At 72.0% G+C, this 17856-nt stretch carries 14 protein-coding genes; 3 read left to right on the top strand and 11 right to left on the bottom strand.

Going from position 1 to position 17856, the window contains the following annotated elements:
- Window positions 1–53: 53 nt before the first annotated feature.
- The 10 genes from DP939_RS19640 to mfd form a co-directional block, all read right to left on the bottom strand.
- Complete coding sequence (locus tag DP939_RS19640) at window positions 54–863, bottom strand: uracil-DNA glycosylase (RefSeq protein WP_113982163.1); 810 nt, start codon at window positions 861–863, stop codon at window positions 54–56.
- Between the two features lie 78 nt (window positions 864–941).
- Entirely contained in the window at window positions 942–2327 is a 1386-nt protein-coding gene (locus DP939_RS19645) for a hypothetical protein (RefSeq protein WP_113982164.1), read from the bottom strand.
- Window positions 2328–2495: 168 nt separating this feature from the next.
- Window positions 2496–3413 (bottom strand): Ppx/GppA phosphatase family protein, encoded by a 918-nt coding sequence (locus DP939_RS19650; RefSeq protein WP_113982165.1) that lies wholly within the window; start codon window positions 3411–3413, stop codon window positions 2496–2498.
- Complete coding sequence (locus DP939_RS19655; protein WP_113982166.1) at window positions 3410–3952, bottom strand: DUF501 domain-containing protein; 543 nt, start codon at window positions 3950–3952, stop codon at window positions 3410–3412. Before DP939_RS19655 ends, DP939_RS19650 begins: the two co-directional genes overlap by 4 nt.
- 56 nt (window positions 3953–4008) lie before the next feature.
- On the bottom strand, window positions 4009–4395 hold the full coding sequence (locus DP939_RS19660; protein WP_113982167.1) for an FtsB family cell division protein: 387 nt from the start codon (window positions 4393–4395) through the stop codon (window positions 4009–4011).
- 75 nt (window positions 4396–4470) lie between these two features.
- Window positions 4471–5748, bottom strand: coding sequence for a phosphopyruvate hydratase (gene eno, locus DP939_RS19665; protein WP_113982168.1), 1278 nt, complete (start codon window positions 5746–5748; stop codon window positions 4471–4473).
- Between the two features lie 65 nt (window positions 5749–5813).
- On the bottom strand, window positions 5814–7811 hold the full coding sequence (locus DP939_RS19670; RefSeq protein WP_113982169.1) for a serine/threonine-protein kinase: 1998 nt from the start codon (window positions 7809–7811) through the stop codon (window positions 5814–5816).
- Window positions 7812–7876: 65 nt separating this feature from the next.
- Window positions 7877–8827 carry a MazG family protein gene (locus DP939_RS19675; RefSeq protein ID WP_113982170.1) on the bottom strand — a complete coding sequence of 317 codons (951 nt, stop codon included), beginning with the start codon at window positions 8825–8827 and terminating at the stop codon, window positions 7877–7879.
- Between the two features lie 19 nt (window positions 8828–8846).
- Window positions 8847–9530 (bottom strand): SurA N-terminal domain-containing protein, encoded by a 684-nt coding sequence (locus DP939_RS19680; protein WP_147268051.1) that lies wholly within the window; start codon window positions 9528–9530, stop codon window positions 8847–8849.
- Between the two features lie 32 nt (window positions 9531–9562).
- Window positions 9563–13105, bottom strand: coding sequence for a transcription-repair coupling factor (mfd, locus tag DP939_RS19685; protein WP_113982172.1), 3543 nt, complete (start codon window positions 13103–13105; stop codon window positions 9563–9565).
- A 159-nt stretch (window positions 13106–13264) separates the two neighbouring features.
- On the opposite strand from mfd, the gene DP939_RS19690 reads away from it, so the two are divergent.
- From DP939_RS19690 to DP939_RS19700, 3 genes are all read left to right on the top strand, one after another.
- Window positions 13265–14032, top strand: coding sequence for a class I SAM-dependent methyltransferase (locus DP939_RS19690; protein ID WP_113982173.1), 768 nt, complete (start codon window positions 13265–13267; stop codon window positions 14030–14032).
- A gap of 141 nt (window positions 14033–14173) precedes the next feature.
- A complete protein-coding gene (gene cysC / locus DP939_RS19695) occupies window positions 14174–15412 on the top strand; it encodes an adenylyl-sulfate kinase (RefSeq protein ID WP_113982174.1) in 1239 nt (412 codons plus the stop codon).
- Window positions 15409–16332 carry a sulfite exporter TauE/SafE family protein gene (locus DP939_RS19700; protein ID WP_113982175.1) on the top strand — a complete coding sequence of 308 codons (924 nt, stop codon included), beginning with the start codon at window positions 15409–15411 and terminating at the stop codon, window positions 16330–16332. Before cysC ends, DP939_RS19700 begins: the two co-directional genes overlap by 4 nt.
- On the opposite strand, the gene DP939_RS19705 is transcribed toward DP939_RS19700, so the two are convergent.
- Window positions 16280–17188, bottom strand: coding sequence for a glycoside hydrolase family 26 protein (locus DP939_RS19705; RefSeq protein ID WP_199565268.1), 909 nt, complete (start codon window positions 17186–17188; stop codon window positions 16280–16282). The two genes, DP939_RS19700 and DP939_RS19705, sit on opposite strands and share 53 nt — an antisense overlap.
- Between the last annotated feature and the right edge of the window lie 668 nt (window positions 17189–17856).

Genomic DNA, 17856 nt, shown 5'->3' on the forward strand with positions numbered 1-17856 from the left:
CCGACTCGTCCACCGATGCCAACCGGGGGGTTGCGACGTTCGTCACTCTGGCGTCACACTGGCGGGGAGAGCCCGGCCAGGGCCGCGGCGCGGGCGAAGACGTCGTCCAGCATCCGCTCGGTGACCCTGCCGGTGAAGGTGTTCTGCTGGCTCGGGTGGTAGCACCCGATCAGGCGTACCGGGGCGTCCCGGTAGGCGATCTCGACCTCGGCCCCGTGCCCGAACGGCGGACGCGAGCGCGGCAGCGCGAACCCCGCCTGGCGCAGCGCCGGCCACGCCGCCTGCCAGGCGAACCCGCCGAGCGTCACCACGACCCTGGTGCCCGGCGCGACCAGCTCAAGCTCCCTGGCCAGCCACGGGAAGCAGGTGGCGCGCTCCTGCGGGGTGGGCTTGTTGGCGGGCGGGGCGCAGCGGACCGCCGCCATCACCCTGGCCCCGATCAGGCGCTGGCCGTCTCCGGCGCGCACGCTGGTCGGGATGGCCGCCAGACCCGTACGGTGCAGCGCGGCGAACAGCCAGTCGCCGCTGCGGTCGCCGGTGAAGATGCGGCCGGTGCGGTTGCCGCCGTGGGCCGCGGGGGCCAGCCCCACGATCACCACACGCGGCTCGTCGTCGCCCCAGCCGGGCACCGGACGCCCCCAGTACGTCTCCGCCGCGAACGCCCGCCGCCTGACGTCGGCGACCTCCTCCCGCCAGGCGACCAGCCGCGGGCAGGCCCGGCACACCGACTGCCGCGCGGCCAGCTCCGCGGGGCTGTCGCCGCCCGCGGCCAGCGCCACGACGTCGTCGGGATCGTGGGCGACCGGCGTCGCGGCGGTGGCGGGATCTTCGGGCCAGCCGGTGCCCGGCGGAACGGAACTCATGCAGACGATCGTGCCAGCAACACGCAGGGCGCGGCGCCCCGAAGGGTGCCGCGCCCCGGTAGTCCGCTGACGGGTGTGTCAGCAGGTGTAGGAGAAGGTGTCGCTCGCGGTGTCACCGTTGGGGGCGGTGAGGACCAGCCGCACCGTGCCCTTGGTGGTGTCGCCCTGGTCGGGGCCGCTGCCCCAGGCCAGGGACTCGGTGCCGGGGCCCTTCACCGAACGCTCGATCTCGGTGGACGCGGACCCGTTGACCTCCCAGCGGTAGGACAGGGTGGTGGCGCCGGTGACGCGGACCTTGGCCACGTGCTTCACCGACGGACCGGTCTCGCCGTCGCAGGTGGTCTTGTCGGCGCTGTTGGACAGGCTGACGATCCAGGCCTTCGCGTCGGGCTCGGAGGCGCAGCGCACGCGCGCGGTGGCGGTGTTGGAGCGCTCGTCACCAGGGCCGACGATCTCGATCCAGCGGTGCACCCGGTCGCTCTCGCCGACCCGCACCGTGTGGTTCACCGACTCGCTGCCCGCGTGCCGGAAGTACGCCCGCTGCACGGGGCCGCGGTAGCCGGGGCCGGCCCAGCGGTACTCGACGGCGGTGCGGTCGGTGTTGACGCTGATGCTGCCGTTGAAGGTCCGGGCCACCGGGCAGGTGCCCGCGTAGTCCGACGGGCCGCTGACCCGCGCGCTGACGCGCGGCTCGGGCCGCTCGTCCTTGCAGTAGACGCTGTAGTAGTCCTTGGCCTTGGAGTATTCGGGCGAGACGACTTCCAGCGCCACGTAACCGCGGTGGGTGTCACGGGCCTTGAAGGAGTAGTAGACCCGCTTGCTGTCGTAGACCTTGGTCTTGCCGTAGTCCACGACGTGGCCGTTCTGGACCCAGCGGTAGCGCACCCACGCGGGGCGGCCGACCGAGATGACGCCCTTGACGCCGATGCGGGTGGACGGCGTGCACTCGCCGACGTAGCGGTCCGGCTCGACGTTCACGTACGTCCGCACGTACTGCGGGTCGTGGTGGACCGGCGGGCGGCCCTCGCAGTCGACGCTGAAGTAGCGCTTGGCCGTGGTCACCTTGCGCGGCGACAGCACCTGGAGCCGCTGCCAGCCCTTGGTGTCGCGCTTGAAGGTGGCCTGCTCCTTGAGCGTGAGGTGCTTGGTGCCCTTGCCCTTGAGGGTGTAGGACTTGACCCTGCTCTTGGAACCGTCACCGTGCAGCCAGCGGTACACGAGGGTGGTCTTCTTCTTGACCGCCTTGACCTTGACCTTGGCCGAGAAGGTGACCTTGACCGGACACTCCCCCTCGTAGTGCCGGGGAGAGGCGGTGGGGGTGTTCGCCGAGACCTTCGGCTTGGCGGACGACTTGCTCACAGAGGCTGCCGCCGGAGAGGCGAGCACCCCGGTGGCCATGGTCGCCGCCATGGCCACGCCCGCGCCGAGCGCGGCGAGCCGGCGGACTAAACCGGTGGACTTCATGAGGGCATGCTCCGTTCAGAAAAGAAAAGAGTGCTTCGCGAAACGGTTGCCGCCCCGGCACGGAGCTGTGCCGGGCCCCACGGCAAAGCTTCGGAAAAGCCCCCCTACCTAACCACAAACGCGATAACCGCTCAACTACCAGTAAATGCGCCGGTCGTCTACAGAGTGTCACACTCCGGCCAGTGACCAGGCGATACCGTCGAGAATGTCATGTTCACTGACCACCACGTCACTGAATCCGAAACGGGTGACGATGCGGTCCAAGATGAGCGCGCCCGCACCGATGACATCGACCCGGCCGGGATGCATCACACGCAACTCCGCTCGTTCTTGGTGGGTGCTTTCCAGGAGACGGAGAGTGACTTCGTGCACGTCACGGGCCGCGATGAATGAATGGTGAATCCGCTCGGGGTCATAGAAAGGCAGCCCCAGCGCGATTCCGGCGACCGTCGTCACCGACCCGGCGAGGCCCACGAGTGTGCGCGCCGCGCGGACCGGCACCTCGGCCTCGACGCGGTCCAGCGCCCGGTCGATGTCGGCGGTGACCGCGCGCACGGCCTCGGCGGACGGCGGGTCGCCGCCCTTCAGGTGCCGTTCGGTCAGGCGTACGCAGCCGATGTCCACCGACAGCGCGCCCGCGGGCGAGGGACCGACGACGAACTCCGTCGAGCCGCCGCCGATGTCCACCACCAGGAACGGCCCCGGGTGGCCGGTCAGGTCTCTGGTCGCGCCCGCGAAGGACAGCGCGGCCTCCTCGGCCCCGGTGGCCACCTCGGGATCGACGCCGAAGATCTCGCGTACGCCGTGCCGGAACTCGTCGCGGTTCTCCGCGTCGCGGGTGGCGCTGGTGGCGACCACGCGCACCTCGGTGGCCCCGTGCCGGGCGATCAGCTTGGCGTAGCCGCGCATCGCGGCGAACGTACGGGCCAGCGCCTCGGGGGCCAGCCTGCCGGTGCGGTCCACGCCCTCGCCCAGGCGGACGATCTCCATCAGGCGCTCGATCTCGGTCAGCGTGCCGCCGGAGACGTCGGCGATCAGCAGGCGGACCGAGTTGGTGCCGCAGTCCACGGCGGCCACGCGGGTCATGAAGCCTCCTCTGATTCTGGCGGCACGCAGGGGCCGTCCGCCCACCACTTCGGCAGCAGGTCAAGGGCCTCGCGGCCGAGCGGGTTGGCCCCCGGTACGGCCAGCTCGTGCGCGACCAGGGCGTGCAGGCACTTCACCCGGTCCGGCATCCCGCCCGCGCTCTGCGTGCCGCGCGGCAGCGGCGCGAGGCCGTCGCGCTCGGCCGCGGCGTCGCGGCGGGCGATGTAGTCGTCGTGCGCGGCGGTGTAGGCGGCGGCCAGGTCGGGGTCCTCGGCCAGCCGCTGCTGCATCCGCCGCATCAGCCCCGAGGACTCCAGCGTGCCGATCGCCGAGGCCGCCCGCGGGCAGGTGAGGTAGTACAGCGTGGGGAACGGGGAGCCGTCGGCCAGCCGCGGCGCGGTCTCCACCACGTCGGGCAGCCCGCAGGGGCATCGGTGCGCGACCCCGCGCATCCCCCGCGGCCTGCGGCCGAGCTGGCGCTCGACCACATCTTCCACGTTGTCTTCCGCCGTGCCGAGGTCGTCGTCTCGATCGGCCATCGGCCGTCCTCCAGTGCAAACCAGTGCGGAAACCAGTGCGGAAAGCCGGGGCGAGGTCACCGGGAGACGCCGTGGTCGGCCAGTTCGACCGACTTCCACAGCGACTCGTACCACGGCGCCTTGGGCTTGGGGGCGCGCCCCGGCTTACGGGCGGCGGGCGCCTTTCCGCGGTCCATCACCACGAAGCACTTCTGGTTCGGCTCGCAGTAGAACAGCCGCTCCCTGGCCTGCCGCATGGTGTAGTCGGGATCTTGCAGTTGCCTGCCGCGATCGCGCAGCTTGCGCAGCGCGTCCAGCTCCTTGGCCTGCTGCTGCTGCAACTCGGCGATCTGGCGGCGCTGCGCGATGAACTCCCTGACCGGATAGGCCAGGCTCATCGCGATCGCGCACACCACCACCGCGAGCACCGCGGCCCGACCGGTCAGTTGCGGCCGCCTGCTCATGCACTGCCCTCCCTGCGTCGGGCACCCGCTCGGGGTGCGGCGGCCCGTGCCCAGACCGGACCGCCGCCCCCAACGCTAGCGAGTGAAACGCGGGAAGGCCGCGCGACCCGCGTAGCGGGCGGAATCTCCCAGATGTTCTTCAATGCGCAGCAACTGGTTGTATTTGGCCACCCGGTCGGAGCGGGCCGGGGCGCCGGTCTTGATCTGGCCGCAGTTGGTGGCCACCGCCAGGTCGGCGATCGTGACGTCCTCGGTCTCGCCGGACCGGTGGCTCATCATGCAGCGGTAGCCGCTGCGGTGGGCCAGCTCGACCGCGTCGAGAGTCTCGGTGAGGGTGCCGATCTGGTTGACCTTGACCAGCAGCGCGTTGGCCGCGCCCTCGGCGATGCCCCTGGCCAGCCGCTCGGGGTTGGTGACGAACAGGTCGTCGCCCACGAGCTGGACCCGCGCGCCCAGTGAGGCGGTGATGGCCTTCCAGCCCGCCCAGTCCTCCTCGTCCAGCGGGTCCTCGATGGAGACCAGCGGGTAGGAGTCGACCAGGTCGGCGTAGAAGGCGATCAGCTCCTCGGTGGTGAGGCCCTTGCCGTCGATGGTGTAGGTGCCGCCGGAGTGGAACTCGGTGGCCGCCACGTCGAGCGCCAGCGCGATGTCCTCACCGGGGGTGTAACCGGCCCGCTCGACGGCGACCATGATCAGGTCGAGCGCGTCGCGGTTGGAGGGCAGGTTGGGGGCGAAGCCGCCCTCGTCGCCCAGGCCGGTCGCGTAGCCCTTCTCCTTCAGCACGGCCTTCAGCGTGTGGTAGACCTCCGCGCCCCAGCGCACGGCCTCGGAGAACGTGCTCGCGCCGATGGGCGCGATCATGAACTCCTGGATGTCCACGTTGGTGTCGGCGTGCGCGCCGCCGTTCAGGATGTTCATCATCGGGACCGGCAGCAGGTGCGCGTTCGGGCCGCCCAGGTAGCGGTACAGCTCCAGGTCGGCGCTGTCGGCGGCGGCCTTGGCCACGGCCAGCGAGACGCCCAGGATCGCGTTGGCGCCCAGCCGGGACTTGTTGTCGGTGCCGTCCAGGTCGATCATCGTCTGGTCGATCAGCCGCTGGTCCTCGGCGTCGAGTTCGGCGATCTCGGGGGCGATCTCGTCGGTGACGCCGAGCGCCGCCTTCTCCACGCCCTTGCCGCCGTAGCGCTCGTCGCCGTCGCGTAGCTCCACGGCCTCGAACTGGCCGGTGGAGGCGCCACTCGGGACCGCGGCGCGGCCGGTGCTGTAGTCGTCCAGCAGGACCTCGACCTCCACCGTGGGGTTGCCCCGGGAGTCGAGGATCTCGCGAGCGTTAACGGCCTCGATGGCAGCCACGAAGCGCTCCTTGGTTCGGAAGTACGGTTGGCGGTGAGCAGCCTATCGACACGCTCGGCGTGGTTCTATTCGAGCCACCACGTCCGTACGGTGGCGTCCTCGACGGCCCCGATCGCGACGAGCCGGCCGTCCACCCGGCCCGCGGCCACGTCGAGCACCCAGTCCTCCGCCCCGCCCAGCGGACGGCCCAGCAGGACGCCCTTGGCGAGGTCCCAGACCCGCACCGACATGTCCCAGCTCGACGACAGCAGCACCGGATGCCCGCCGAGCGTGGCCGCCGCCAGCCCCGACACCGGGGCCTCGTGGCCGCGCAGCGGCGCGTACAGCGGCCTGCCCGTCTCCAGGTCCAGCACGGTGATCGTCTTCTCGTTCTCCATCGCGACCACCGGGCGCCCGGCCACCGCGCTGGAGACCAGTTTCTGGCTGCCGGGCCTGTTGAAGGCGGGGCCGATCCGCCGCTGGGTGGCCGCGTCCCAGATCATGAGCCGGCCGTCCCGCTCCACGCCGGAGGTGACGATGACGGGCCTGCCGCGCAGCTCCGCGACGGTCGTCGACAGGACGCCGCCGCTGTGGCCGAGCATCACGCCGCCGATCTGGCGGCCGGTGGCCGGGTCCGACAGGCGGGTGCCGCCAGGACCCGCGGACACCACCACCGGCCTGCCGGACAGGCGGACGACGGCGACCGAGGTGACGTCGCTGGTGTGCCCGCGAAAGACGCTGACCGTCTCGCCGGTGGCCAGGTCCCAGACGTGTACGGCGTCGTCGTAGCCGCCGAGCACGCCGGTGGGGCGGCCGTTCAGGTCGATCACCTCGACTTCGGCGAGCACCTCCGAGCCGACGAAGAACTGGCGGCCCATCGGGGCGCTGGTCTTGAGGTCCCAGACCATGATCCGGCCGTTGCGGTCGGAGGAGATGGCGACGTCGCGGTTCTGCAGGCGGGCGGCGGCCACGGCGGTCACCTCGTCGGAGTGGCGGGTGTAGACCGTGCCCGCCTGGCCGAAGCGGGGGCCTGCGCGCAGGGGGCCGGTCGGTGTGGGGACGGGGGTGTCCGCGGGCGTCGGGCTCGCCTGTGTACCGGCTTCGGTGCCGCCTTTGGTGCCGCCTTTGGTGCCGCCCGCCGGCAGGCGGGGCACCACGATCACCCCGGCGACCGCCAGCGCGAGGGCCCCCGCCGCCGACGCGATCCACGCCCGCCGCCCGCTCGCGCGCGGAGCCGGGGCGGGGTCCTCCGGGAGGCTCGCGGGGCCGACCAGCCGCAGAAGCGCCTCAGCGGCCGTAGGGCGCTCGGCGGGGTCCTTGGCCAGGCACGCCTCCAGCAGGTGGCGCAACGGGCCTTCTGGGACCTCTGAGAGGTCGGGAGGGGTGTTCAGGATGCGGTTGAGCACCGCGGGAATCGTCTGGGCCCCGAACGCCGGGCGCCCGCTGGCCGCGAAGACCATCGTGATCGCCCACGCGAACACGTCGGACGCCGGGCTCGCCGGGTGGCCGGAGATCTGCTCGGGCGAGGTGTAGGCCGGGGTGCCCATGACCGAGCTGGTGGTGGTGGCCGTGGCCATGTCCAGGGCGCGGGCGATGCCGAAGTCGATCACTCGCGGCCCGTCCGTGGCCACCAGGACGTTGCTGGGCTTGAAGTCGCGATGGACGACCCCGGCGCGGTGGATCGCGGCCAGGGCCGTCGCCGTACCGGCCGCGAGGCGCGTCAGCTCGCCGCCGGCGAGCGGGCCGTGCTCGCGTACCAGCCGGTCCAGCGGGACGCCGTCGACGAACTCGCTCACCACGTACGGGTGGTCGTTGCGCACGTCGGCGTCGAGCACCGGGACGGTGCAGAACCTGGCGACCCTGCGCGCGGTCTCCACCTCGCGCCGGAAGCGTTCGCGCGCGGTGGCGTCGTTCGCGAGCCTGGCGTGCAGCAGCTTGACCGCGACGCGCTCGCCGGAGGGGGCCTCGCCCAGGAAGACCGTGCCCTGGCCGCCCTCGCCGAGCAGCCCGAGGAGCCGGTAGGGGCCCAGCATGGGCGGGTCTCCCGGGCGTAACGGATCGATGTGCGCCTTCCGGCCGTCCATGGGTGCGGCGCCTCCCTCTTACCGGGTGCGGCTCTACGGGATGAGGCCCTACAGAATGGGGCCGGTCAGCCGGTCGTACGCTCCCACGCGCGTACGCGGTCGCGGTAGGCGCGGGCCGCGGCGCGCAGCTCGGCCTCGGGGTCCAGGCCCTCGGCGCGCGCCTGGCGCACCAGCTCGAACAGCCGCGCGCCCAGCGCGGAGACGCCCTCGCCTGGCAGGTCCGCGGGCGCGCCGATGCGTTCGGCGCGGCTTTGCAGCTTGGCCGCCAGCGTCAGCGACGGCTGACCGAGCGGCACGCCGTCAAGGACCGACTCCTTGCCCTTGGCGGCCCGTTCGGCGGCCTTGATGACCTCCCAGTTGTCGGTGACCTCCGCCTCGCCGCCGACCTCGACCGAGCCGAACACGTGCGGGTGGCGGCGCACCAGCTTGTCCACGATGCCCGCGGCCACGTCGTCGATGTCGAAGCCGTCGTCGCGCTCCATGGCCAGCCGGGAGTGGAAGGCGACCTGGAGCAGCACGTCGCCCAGCTCCTCGCGCAGCGCCGGGTAGTCGCCGTCCTCGACGGTCTCCTGCACCTCGTACGCCTCTTCGAGCAGGTACGGGACCAGCGTCTCGTGGGTCTGCTTGGCGTCCCACGGGCACTCGTTGCGCAGCCGGTCCATCACGCCCACCAGGTCGAGCACCCGCGCGCCCGGCAGGTCATAGGAGCCGGGCACGACCTCGATCACCGGCGGGTCGTCCTGGCCGACGGCCACCTGCCCGACCGCGCGCAGCACGTCGGCGTCGCCGTCCTGGGCGGCCAGCCACACGACCTGGCCCTGCCGGGCCTCGGCCACCAGCCGGGAGGGCTCGGGGTCGATCACCTCGACCTGGACCCCGGCTTCGGCGAGGTAGGGCAGGCAGGGATGGCCGGCCGAGCCGGTGTAGGTCCGTCCCTCGCGCAGCAGCCGCCAGGCGTCGTGCCCGAGCAGCCCCGGCGCGACCCGGGGCGAGGTGGTGATGAGGATCAGCGGCATGTCGGCATCACCCGCCGGGTCAGCCGTCCTGCGGCAACTGGCCCTCGGGACCGCCCTGCTGCGGGCCGCCCTGCTCGGGCATGCCCTGGCCGGGCGGTGCCTGCTGCGGTGCCTGCTGCGGGGCCTTGCCGAAGCGCTCGGTCGCCAGGAACGTGCCCTGCTGCTGGTCCCACTGGCCGTAGCGGGGGTTGAAGGTGACCGGCACCTGCTGGATCTTCTGGACCAGCGCCTGCTGGCCGCGCTGCAGGGACGCGTCGTCGGTGCCGCCGCCCAGCTCGACGATCAGCTTCTGGCCGGTGAGGAAGGCGCGCACGTAGTCGCGGCTCTGCGACGGCGGCACCCCCTGCACCAGCAGGGCCTGCTCGATCTGGCGCGGGTTGCCGCCGCTCTGGTTGGCGATGAAGGCGTCGATCTCGCCGTCGGTGACCTTGACCTTCTCGCGCGCGGCGAGCTGCGCGTACCTGTTGGTCTCGACGAGCTGGAGCAGCACCGACTGCGGCACCGGGCGCGGGAGCTGCTGCTGGGCCTGCGGGACGGCCTGGAGGGCCTTCTGCACCTCGCGGACGCTGTCCTCGACGTCAGCGGTGCTGATCCGCTGGTCGCCGACGATCGCCGCCGCGCCCGCCTGCATCGGGGAGCACGCGGTGAGCAGGACGACGCCGCAGGCCGCCACGGCCACAGCCAGACGCGTTGGAGTCTTCACGGTGGGATCCCTTCCGACAAATCCCGCCTACCTTACCGTGCCTGCTTGACGGGAGCCGATTCGAGGAACATCGCCTGGACCAGGTCGCCGCACCACTTCAGCAGATCCAGGTCGCGCAGCGGCTGCCCGCCGAGCGGCTTGGTCTTCGGCACCGGCACCAGCAGGGTCTGCACGGCCTGCTTGTACAGGGCCTTGGGGTAGAGCCGCTGCTGCCGCACCTGCTGCGACTCGGCCAGCCTGACCGGGGCGAACTTGACGTTCTGGCCCTGCACGGTCACGTCGGTCAGCCCGGCCTGGCGGGCGCGTACCCGGAACCTGGCGACCTCCAGGAGGTTCTCCACCGCCTGCGGGGGCCTGCCGTACCGGTCGGTCAGCTCGTCGCGGACCGCCACGATGTCCTCCTGCGCGCCGATCGCCGCGATCCGCTTGTACGCCTCAAGGCGCAGCCGCTCGGAGGTCACGTAGTCGTGCGGGATGTGCGCGTTGATCGGCAGCTCGACCTTGACCTCGGCCCGCTCGCCCTCGGCCGCGGGCGCGCCGGTCAGCTTGGCCTTCTGCTCCTGCACCGCCTCGGACATCATCCGTACGTACAGGTCGAAGCCGACGCCCGCGATGTGGCCGGACTGCTCCGCGCCCAGGATGTTGCCCGCGCCGCGGATCTCCAGGTCCTTCATCGCGACGTACATGCCCGCGCCCATCTCGGTGTGCTGGGAGATCGTCGCCAGCCGCTCGTGCGCGGTCTCGGTCAGCGGGCGCTCGGGCGGATAGAGGAAGTAGGCGTACCCGCGCTCGCGTCCGCGCCCGACCCGGCCGCGGAGCTGGTGGAGCTGGGACAGGCCGTAGTTGTCGGCGCGATCGACGATCAGCGTGTTGGCGTTGGGGACGTCCAGGCCGGACTCCACGATGGTCGTGCAGACCAGTACGTCGAAGTCGCGCTCCCAGAAGTCCACCATGATCTTTTCGAGCTGGTTCTCGTTCATCTGGCCGTGCGCGACCGCGATCTTGGCCTCCGGCACCAGCTCGTGCAGCCGGGCCGCGGTCTTGTTGATGCTCGCCACCCGGTTGTGGACGAAGAACACCTGGCCGTCGCGCATCAGCTCGCGGCGGATCGCCGCGGCGATCTGCTTCTCGTCGTAGGGGCCGACGAAGGTGAGGATCGGGTGCCGCTCCTCCGGGGGTGTCAGGATCGTGGACATCTCCCTGATCCCGGTCAGGCCCATCTCCAGGGTGCGCGGGATCGGGGTGGCGGACATGGACAGCACATCGACCTGCGTGCGCATGTGCTTCATGGCCTCCTTGTGCTCCACGCCGAACCGCTGCTCCTCGTCCACGATGATCAGCCCGAGCTGCTTGAACCGGACCTCCGGGCTGAGCAGCCGGTGCGTGCCGATCACGATGTCCACCGAGCCCTCGGTGAGCCCGCGCATGGTCTCCTTGACCTCGCCGTCGGTCTGGAACCGCGACATCGGCTTGACCACCACGGGGAAGCTGGAGAAGCGCTCGGCGAACGTGGACAGGTGCTGCTGGACCAGCAGGGTCGTGGGGACCAGCACCGCCACCTGCTTGCCGTCCTGGACGGCCTTGAACGCCGCCCGCACCGCGATCTCGGTCTTGCCGTAGCCGACGTCGCCGCAGATCAGCCGGTCCATCGGCAGCGGGCGTTCCATGTCCCGCTTGACCTCGTCGATGGCTTCGAGCTGGTCGTTGGTCTCGGCGTAGGGGAAGGCGTCCTCCATCTCGCGCTGCCAGGGGGTGTCCGGCCCGAACGGGTGTCCGGGGGAGGCCATCCGGGCGCTGTAGAGCCTGATCAGCTCGCCCGCGATCTCCTTGACCGCCTTCTTGGCCCGCGACTTGGCCTTGGCCCAGTCGGCGCCGCCCATCCGGTTGAGGGTCGGGGCCTCGCCGCCGACGTACCGGGTCACCTCGTCGAGCTGGTCGGTCGGCACGTACAGCCGGTCGCCCTTGGCGTACTCGATGACCAGGTACTCCCTGGTCGCGCCTTGAACCGTGCGCTGGACCATCTCCACGTACCGGCCCACGCCGTGCTGCTCGTGGACCACGTGGTCGCCGACCTTGAGCTGCAGCGGATCGACCATGTTGCGGCGGCGGGACGGCAGCCGCCGCATGTCCTTGGTGGACGCCTTCTGCCCCACCAGGTCCAGGTGCGTGAGCACGGCCAGCGACTCGGTCACGAACCCGTGCTCCACCCGGCCCGTGGTGACGTGGACCACGCCCTTGCCCGGCTCCCCGGCCAGCCCCGGCTCCAGCCTGGCGGGCACGTCGACGCCCTTGAGCAGCTCCACCATCCGCTCGGCCGGGCCGTGGCCCTCGCTGAGCAGCACCACCCGGCGGCCCTCGCCCAGCCAGCCCTTGATGTCGGCGAGCGCCCGCTGGGTGTCGCCGCGGTAGGACTCGGCCTCGTGCGCGTCGAGCGTCACCCCGTCGTCGTCGCCGGTGCCGGTGAACGGCGCGATCGACCACCACGGCAGCCCCAGTTCACGGGCGTGGGAGCGGACCTCGTCCAGGCCGCGGAACGCCGACGCGCCCAGGTCGATCGGGGCCTCGCCGCCCGCCGCCGCGTTGATCCACGACGCCTCCAGGAACTCCTGGCTGGTGCGGACCAGCTCCTCGGCCCGCCCGCGGATGCGCTCCGGATCGCACACGAACACCGCCGACCGGACCGGCAGGTGGTCCACCAGCAGGTCCATCTCACCGGCCAGGACCGGCGCGAACGCCTCCATGCCCTCCACCGGCGAGCCCTCGGCGAGCTGTTCCAGGGTCTCGGCCAGCGCCGGGTGCCGCTCGGCGAGGTCCTTGGCCCGGGCGCGTACCTCGGGCGTCAGCAGCAGCTCCCGGCAGGGCGCGGCGAACAGGCCCTCCTCGGCGACCTCCAGCGAACGCTGGTCGGCGACCTTGAACCAGCGGATCTCCTCGACGGTGTCGCCCCAGAACTCCAGCCGCAGCGGATGCTCCTCGGTCGGCGGGAACACGTCGAGCAGCCCGCCGCGGACCGCCACCTCGCCGCGCCGCTCCACCATGTCCACCCGGTGGTAGCCGTTCTCCACCAGGCGGGCCACCACGTCGTCCAGCTCGGCGTCGTCGCCGGAGCGCAGGCGTACGGGGGTCAGGTCGCCCAGGCCCGCCACGATCGGCTGCAACAGCGCGCGGACCGGCGCGACGATCACGCCGAGCGGGCCCGCCGCCGGGTCGCCCTCCACCGGGTGGGCCAGCCGGCGCAGCACGGCCAGCCGCTTGCCCACCGTGTCGCTGCGCGGCGACAGCCGTTCGTGCGGCAGGGTCTCCCACGCAGGGAACACCGCGACGGACGCCTCGTCGAGCAGGCTGCCGACGGCCGCCGCGAGGTCTTCGGCCTCGCGTTCGGTCGCGGTCACCGCGAGGACCGTGCGCGTGCCCCCGGCCGCGCCCTCGCGGGCCAGCGCCGCCGCCGAGAACGGGCGCAGCGCGGGCGGCGCGAGCAGCGAGACGTCGGAGGCGACGCCCGCGCGTACGTCGCCCAGCAGACCGGCCAGGCGCTCTTCGGCCACGACGAGATCGAGTAGTCCGGAAAGGGTCATCAGAATTGCCCCACAGCCCCACGATGGCAACACGACTACCCCCGGCGAAGGGATTCGGGCACGGGGGTTACTCCATACCAGGGTACTTCCCCCGGTCGGTCCGGCGTCGCCGCCCGGGTATCCGCAACTCTCCGGATCGGATTGACTACGCTAGGCGACATGCACGAGGTGAGATCGGTCATCGAACGAGACGACCTGTTCAACCGCATGATCCGCGACCAGTGGACCGAGCATCTGGGGCGGCGGATCGACGTCCTGGCGGTCGGCTGCGGCGGGGGCGGCGACCCGTTCCGCGCCACCGAGACGGCGTCGGGGCCGGGGGCGGCCCTTCCGCGGCCGATGGAGACCAGGGTCACCGGCATCGACGAGGACCTACCGGCGCTGCGGCGCGTCGTCGAGTCGCGCGACGACCTCGACGCGTTCGCGCTCGGCGACCTGCGTTCGGTGCCGGTGCCGCCCAGGTCGTTCGACGTGGTGCACGTCGAGCATGTGCTGGAGCGGATCAGGCACGCCGAGCTGGTGCTCGACCGGCTGCTGAACGGCCTGCGCCCCGGCGGGCTGCTGATGATCCGGTTGCGCGACCGCGAGTCCGCCTACGGGTTCTGGGCCCGGCGGGTGCCCGCGGTGGTACGCCGGGCCGCCTGGCGCGGCTTCACGCCGTCCGGCACGGTCGGGCCGCTGCCCGCGATCTACGAGCCGATCACCTCCCGCGACGGCATCCGGTCGTTCTGCCTGAGCCGGGGGCTGCGGATCAGCGAGGAGCACACCGCCGTGGGCGGCCCGGCGCTGCGCGGGCCGCTGGGCGGGCTGGGAAGGCTGGCCTGCACGGTGACCGACCGGCTCAGCGGGGGGCGGCGCACGTCGGCGCACGACGAGGTGACGTTCGTGATCCGCCGTCCGCAGAACCAGTTCGCCCGGCTGATCTGAGCGCCTTGACCTGGGCGATCCCGGGTTGATGCGGGTTCGGGCGGGTGGTTAGGGTGACACTCCCCGACCATGGCGGTAGGTTGGCGGGGATTTGCCCGATTCAATGGTGGTTTCGATGGCGACGGAGCGTAAGACGCGCACATGACGGCGATCTTCGAGTGGACCCCCGACGCCCGCGAGCTGGCCGACCTTGAGCTGCTGCTGTCCGGCGCGTTCCACCCGCTCACCGGCTTCCTCGGCGACGCGGACGCGCACTCCGTGCTGGAGCGCGGCACGCTCGCCGACGGCACCCCCTGGCCCGACCCGGTGCTGCTGCACCTGCCCGCCGACCATCCGGCCCAGGCCGGTGACCGGATCACGCTGCTCGACCCCGAGGGCGCGGCGCTGGGCGTACTGACCGTGACCGAGCGCGGCCCGCACGGGGTGGCCGGTCCGGTCGAGGGCGGCAGCGGCGGCCCCGAGCACGGCCCGTTCGCGCGGCTGCGCCGCCCGCCCGCCGAGGTGCGCAAGGAGCTTGCCGAAAGCCCGGTGCTCGCGGTCACCATGCGCGGCCCGCTCGACGCCACCGTGCTCGCCGAGATCACCGCCACCGCCGCCGAGCTGTCGGCCACGGTGCTGCTGCTGCCCCTGGCGTACGGCGAGGCCGGGCCCGCCGTGGTGCGCGCGGCCCTGGCCGCCCGCGACAGGCTGCCCGCGGGCACGTCCGTCGTCGCCGTGCCGCTGGCCCCGCGCGAGCCCGCCGCCATCGACCTGGAGCTGCGCGAGCACGTCGCCGACGCGTACGGCGCGAGCGAGCACCTGGCCGCCCCCGACCCGATCGCCATCCCCGGCCCGCCGCACCGGCGCGGCCTCGTGGTGTTCTTCACCGGCCTGTCCGGCTCGGGCAAGTCCACCATCGCCCGCGGCCTGCACGACGTGCTGCTCGAACGCGGCAGCCGCACGGTGACCTACCTGGACGGCGACGTCGTACGGCGGCTGCTGTCGGCCGGGCTGACCTTCTCCAAGGCCGACCGCGACGCCAACATCCGCCGCATCGGCTTCGTGGCCGCCGAGGTGGCCAGGCACGGCGGCCTGGCGATCTGCGCGCCCATCGCGCCGTACGCGGCCACCCGCGCCGAGGTCCGCGAGATGGTGGAGTCCGTCGGCGCCGACTTCCTGCTGGTCCACGTCGCGACCCCGCTCGCCGAGTGCGAGCGCCGCGACCGCAAGGGCCTGTACGCCAAGGCGCGGGCGGGCCTGATCCCCGAGTTCACCGGCGTCTCCGACCCCTACGAGGAGCCCGACGACGCCGACCTGACCATCGACACGACCGGAATGCCGATCGACCGCGCGGTCTCCCGCGTCGCCGACCTGCTCACATCGGGTGGCTGGATCAGGTGATCGATCTCCCACTGGTCATCGGGTCGTTCTTCGTCGCCGTCATCGTCGGGCTGACCGGCATGGGCGGCGGCGCTTTGATGACCCCGATGATGCTCCTGGTGTTCAACGTGCCGCCGCTGGCCGCGGTGTCCAGCGACCTGGTGGCCTCGGCGGTGATGAAACCGGTGGGCGGGTTCGTCCACCTGCGGCGCGGCACGGTCGACCTGCGGATGGTCGGGTGGCTGTGCGCCGGGTCGGTGCCCGCGGCATTCTGCGGGGTGTTCGTGGCGCGTGCGTTCGGCGACGGGGCGGACGTGCAGCAGGCCGTGAAGTACGCGCTGGGCGTCGCGCTGCTGCTGGCCGTGGCCGGGCTGGTGACCAAGTCGTGGCTGGCGCTGCGGGCGGGTCCGGGCGACGGGGTGGCGGACGCCGGGGTGATGCCGGTGGTTTCGGTACGCCCGATTCCTACCCTACTGGTCGGTACGGTCGGCGGGCTGATCGTCGGGATCTCCTCCGTGGGGTCCGGCTCGCTCATCGTGGTCGCCCTGCTGGCGCTGTACCCGGCACTGCGGGCCAACCAGCTGGTCGGCACGGACCTCGTCCAGGCCGTCCCGCTGGTGACCTCGGCGGCCCTCGGGCACCTGCTCTACGGCGACTTCCGGCTCGACCTGACGGCATCGCTGCTGGTCGGGTCGATCCCCGGGGTGTACCTGGGCGCGCGGATCTCGGCACGCGCCCCCGGCGGGCTGATCCGCGCGCTGCTGACCGTCGTGCTGCTGGCGTCGGCGCTCAAACTGCTCGGCGTGGGCGACATCGTGACGCTGTGCGTGGTCGGTGCCGCGGTGGTGGCGGGCCTGGCCGGGTGGCGGTTCGTCCGGCCCGCCCGGGTCAGCGTTCCACAGGCGTCGAACGAAAGTAGGAGTCCCGCGCCAGATCGGTGAACGCCCTGCCCGCGCCCGGGGAGGCGTCGAACCGGGTGTCGCCCCTCGGGGCGTGCGGCGAGTCGAAGTAGACCAGGGCCTTGATCTGCGGGTAGTGCTGGATCCGCCTGCGTACCGAGCGGAAGAACTCCCCCTTGAAGGCCCGGTCGCCGCCGCGCTCGAACACCCCCCACTCGGCCACCATGATCGGCTTGCCGGGGAAGCGCCACTGCATCCAGCGGTAGAAACCCGGCCAGTCGGGGTAGTCGGCGCGGCGCTTGTTGATCAAGCCGTCGAAGTCGCGTACGCGCCGGTCGGCGTAGGGGTCGAGGGCGACCCAGTCGACCACGTCGTCACCGGGGTAGAGGCGCTCGAACCACGGCTTGGACGCCCAGTTGGGCGCGCCCATGTACGTCATCACGGTGACCGCGTTGCCCACCCCGGCGGCCCGCAGCCGCAGCACCACCCGCCGGTACATCGCGGCGTAGTCGTCGGCGGTCATCCCGGAGTCGGGGGCGGCACGCACGTCGTTCTCCGGCTCGTGGTGGACGGTCAGGAAGAACGGCTCCCGGTACGTCCTGGCGATGTGCCGCGCCAGCCGGTCGATCCTGCGGTCGATGGCGCCGGCGGCGATGGCGGCCCAGGTGTGATCGAACGACGGCTTCCAGTTGATCAGGAGCATCCGGGGGGCATGCCGGTCCTGGGCGAGGGCGCGTTCCTCCCTGGTGGGGAACAGCTCGTCCTCCCGGTGGTAGAGGTGCACGATGTCGGCCCGCCGGCCCATCCGCCGCTCGGCCCGCCCCAACGCCCGCTCCGGCGACCGCCCGGTGAACACCTCCGGCGCGATCCCCCACCAGGCCCCACACGACGGGATCAACTTCGCCGCCACCTCACAAGCCACAGCGGCCCCGGTCTCCGTACGGCCGCGACCATGGTCCCCGCCACCATGGTCCCCGCCGCCCTGGTGTCCATCGTCATGGCGGCCCTTCCCCTCCCCATGACGACCACCGTCGTGATCATCACGACCGTCACCACCCTGATCGCCATGGGACGCCTCGGTCGCAGCGGTGGAGGTCATCCGATCCCCCCCGCCACCGCCGCCGCACGCGGCGATCCCTCCCAGCGACACGGCCGCCACCGCCGCGAGCGACACCCTCCGCCCCCGTACCGAGGGCGACGCCGTGGCCGGGCCATGGGGGGCCGGGGGCACTATCGCGACGCGCATCCGGAGGCTTCGGATACGCCCTATATTTGCGATTTTCCATTGCAAGAACGGACAGATCACATTAAGCCGGAAACCCATCAGCGGCTTGGCCAGCGAATTGGCCAGCGGCTTGATCAGAGCCACCATTCCGGATTTTCCACCCTTACGACCACAATGACGCAAGACTTCATCACTCCCTTCGCCATAAACCGCGCCCGCGCGTCCCCCGGCACCGCCGCCACCCACCATCCCACCGGCGGATCACCTCACGTCAGGCACTTTACATAGCTCTTGCCCGGCCACTCGCCCAGCTATGTCCAAATATTTCCGCGCAACCACCA

The sequence above is a fragment of the Spongiactinospora rosea genome, from assembly GCF_003315795.1.
Lineage (GTDB): Bacteria > Actinomycetota > Actinomycetes > Streptosporangiales > Streptosporangiaceae > Spongiactinospora > Spongiactinospora rosea.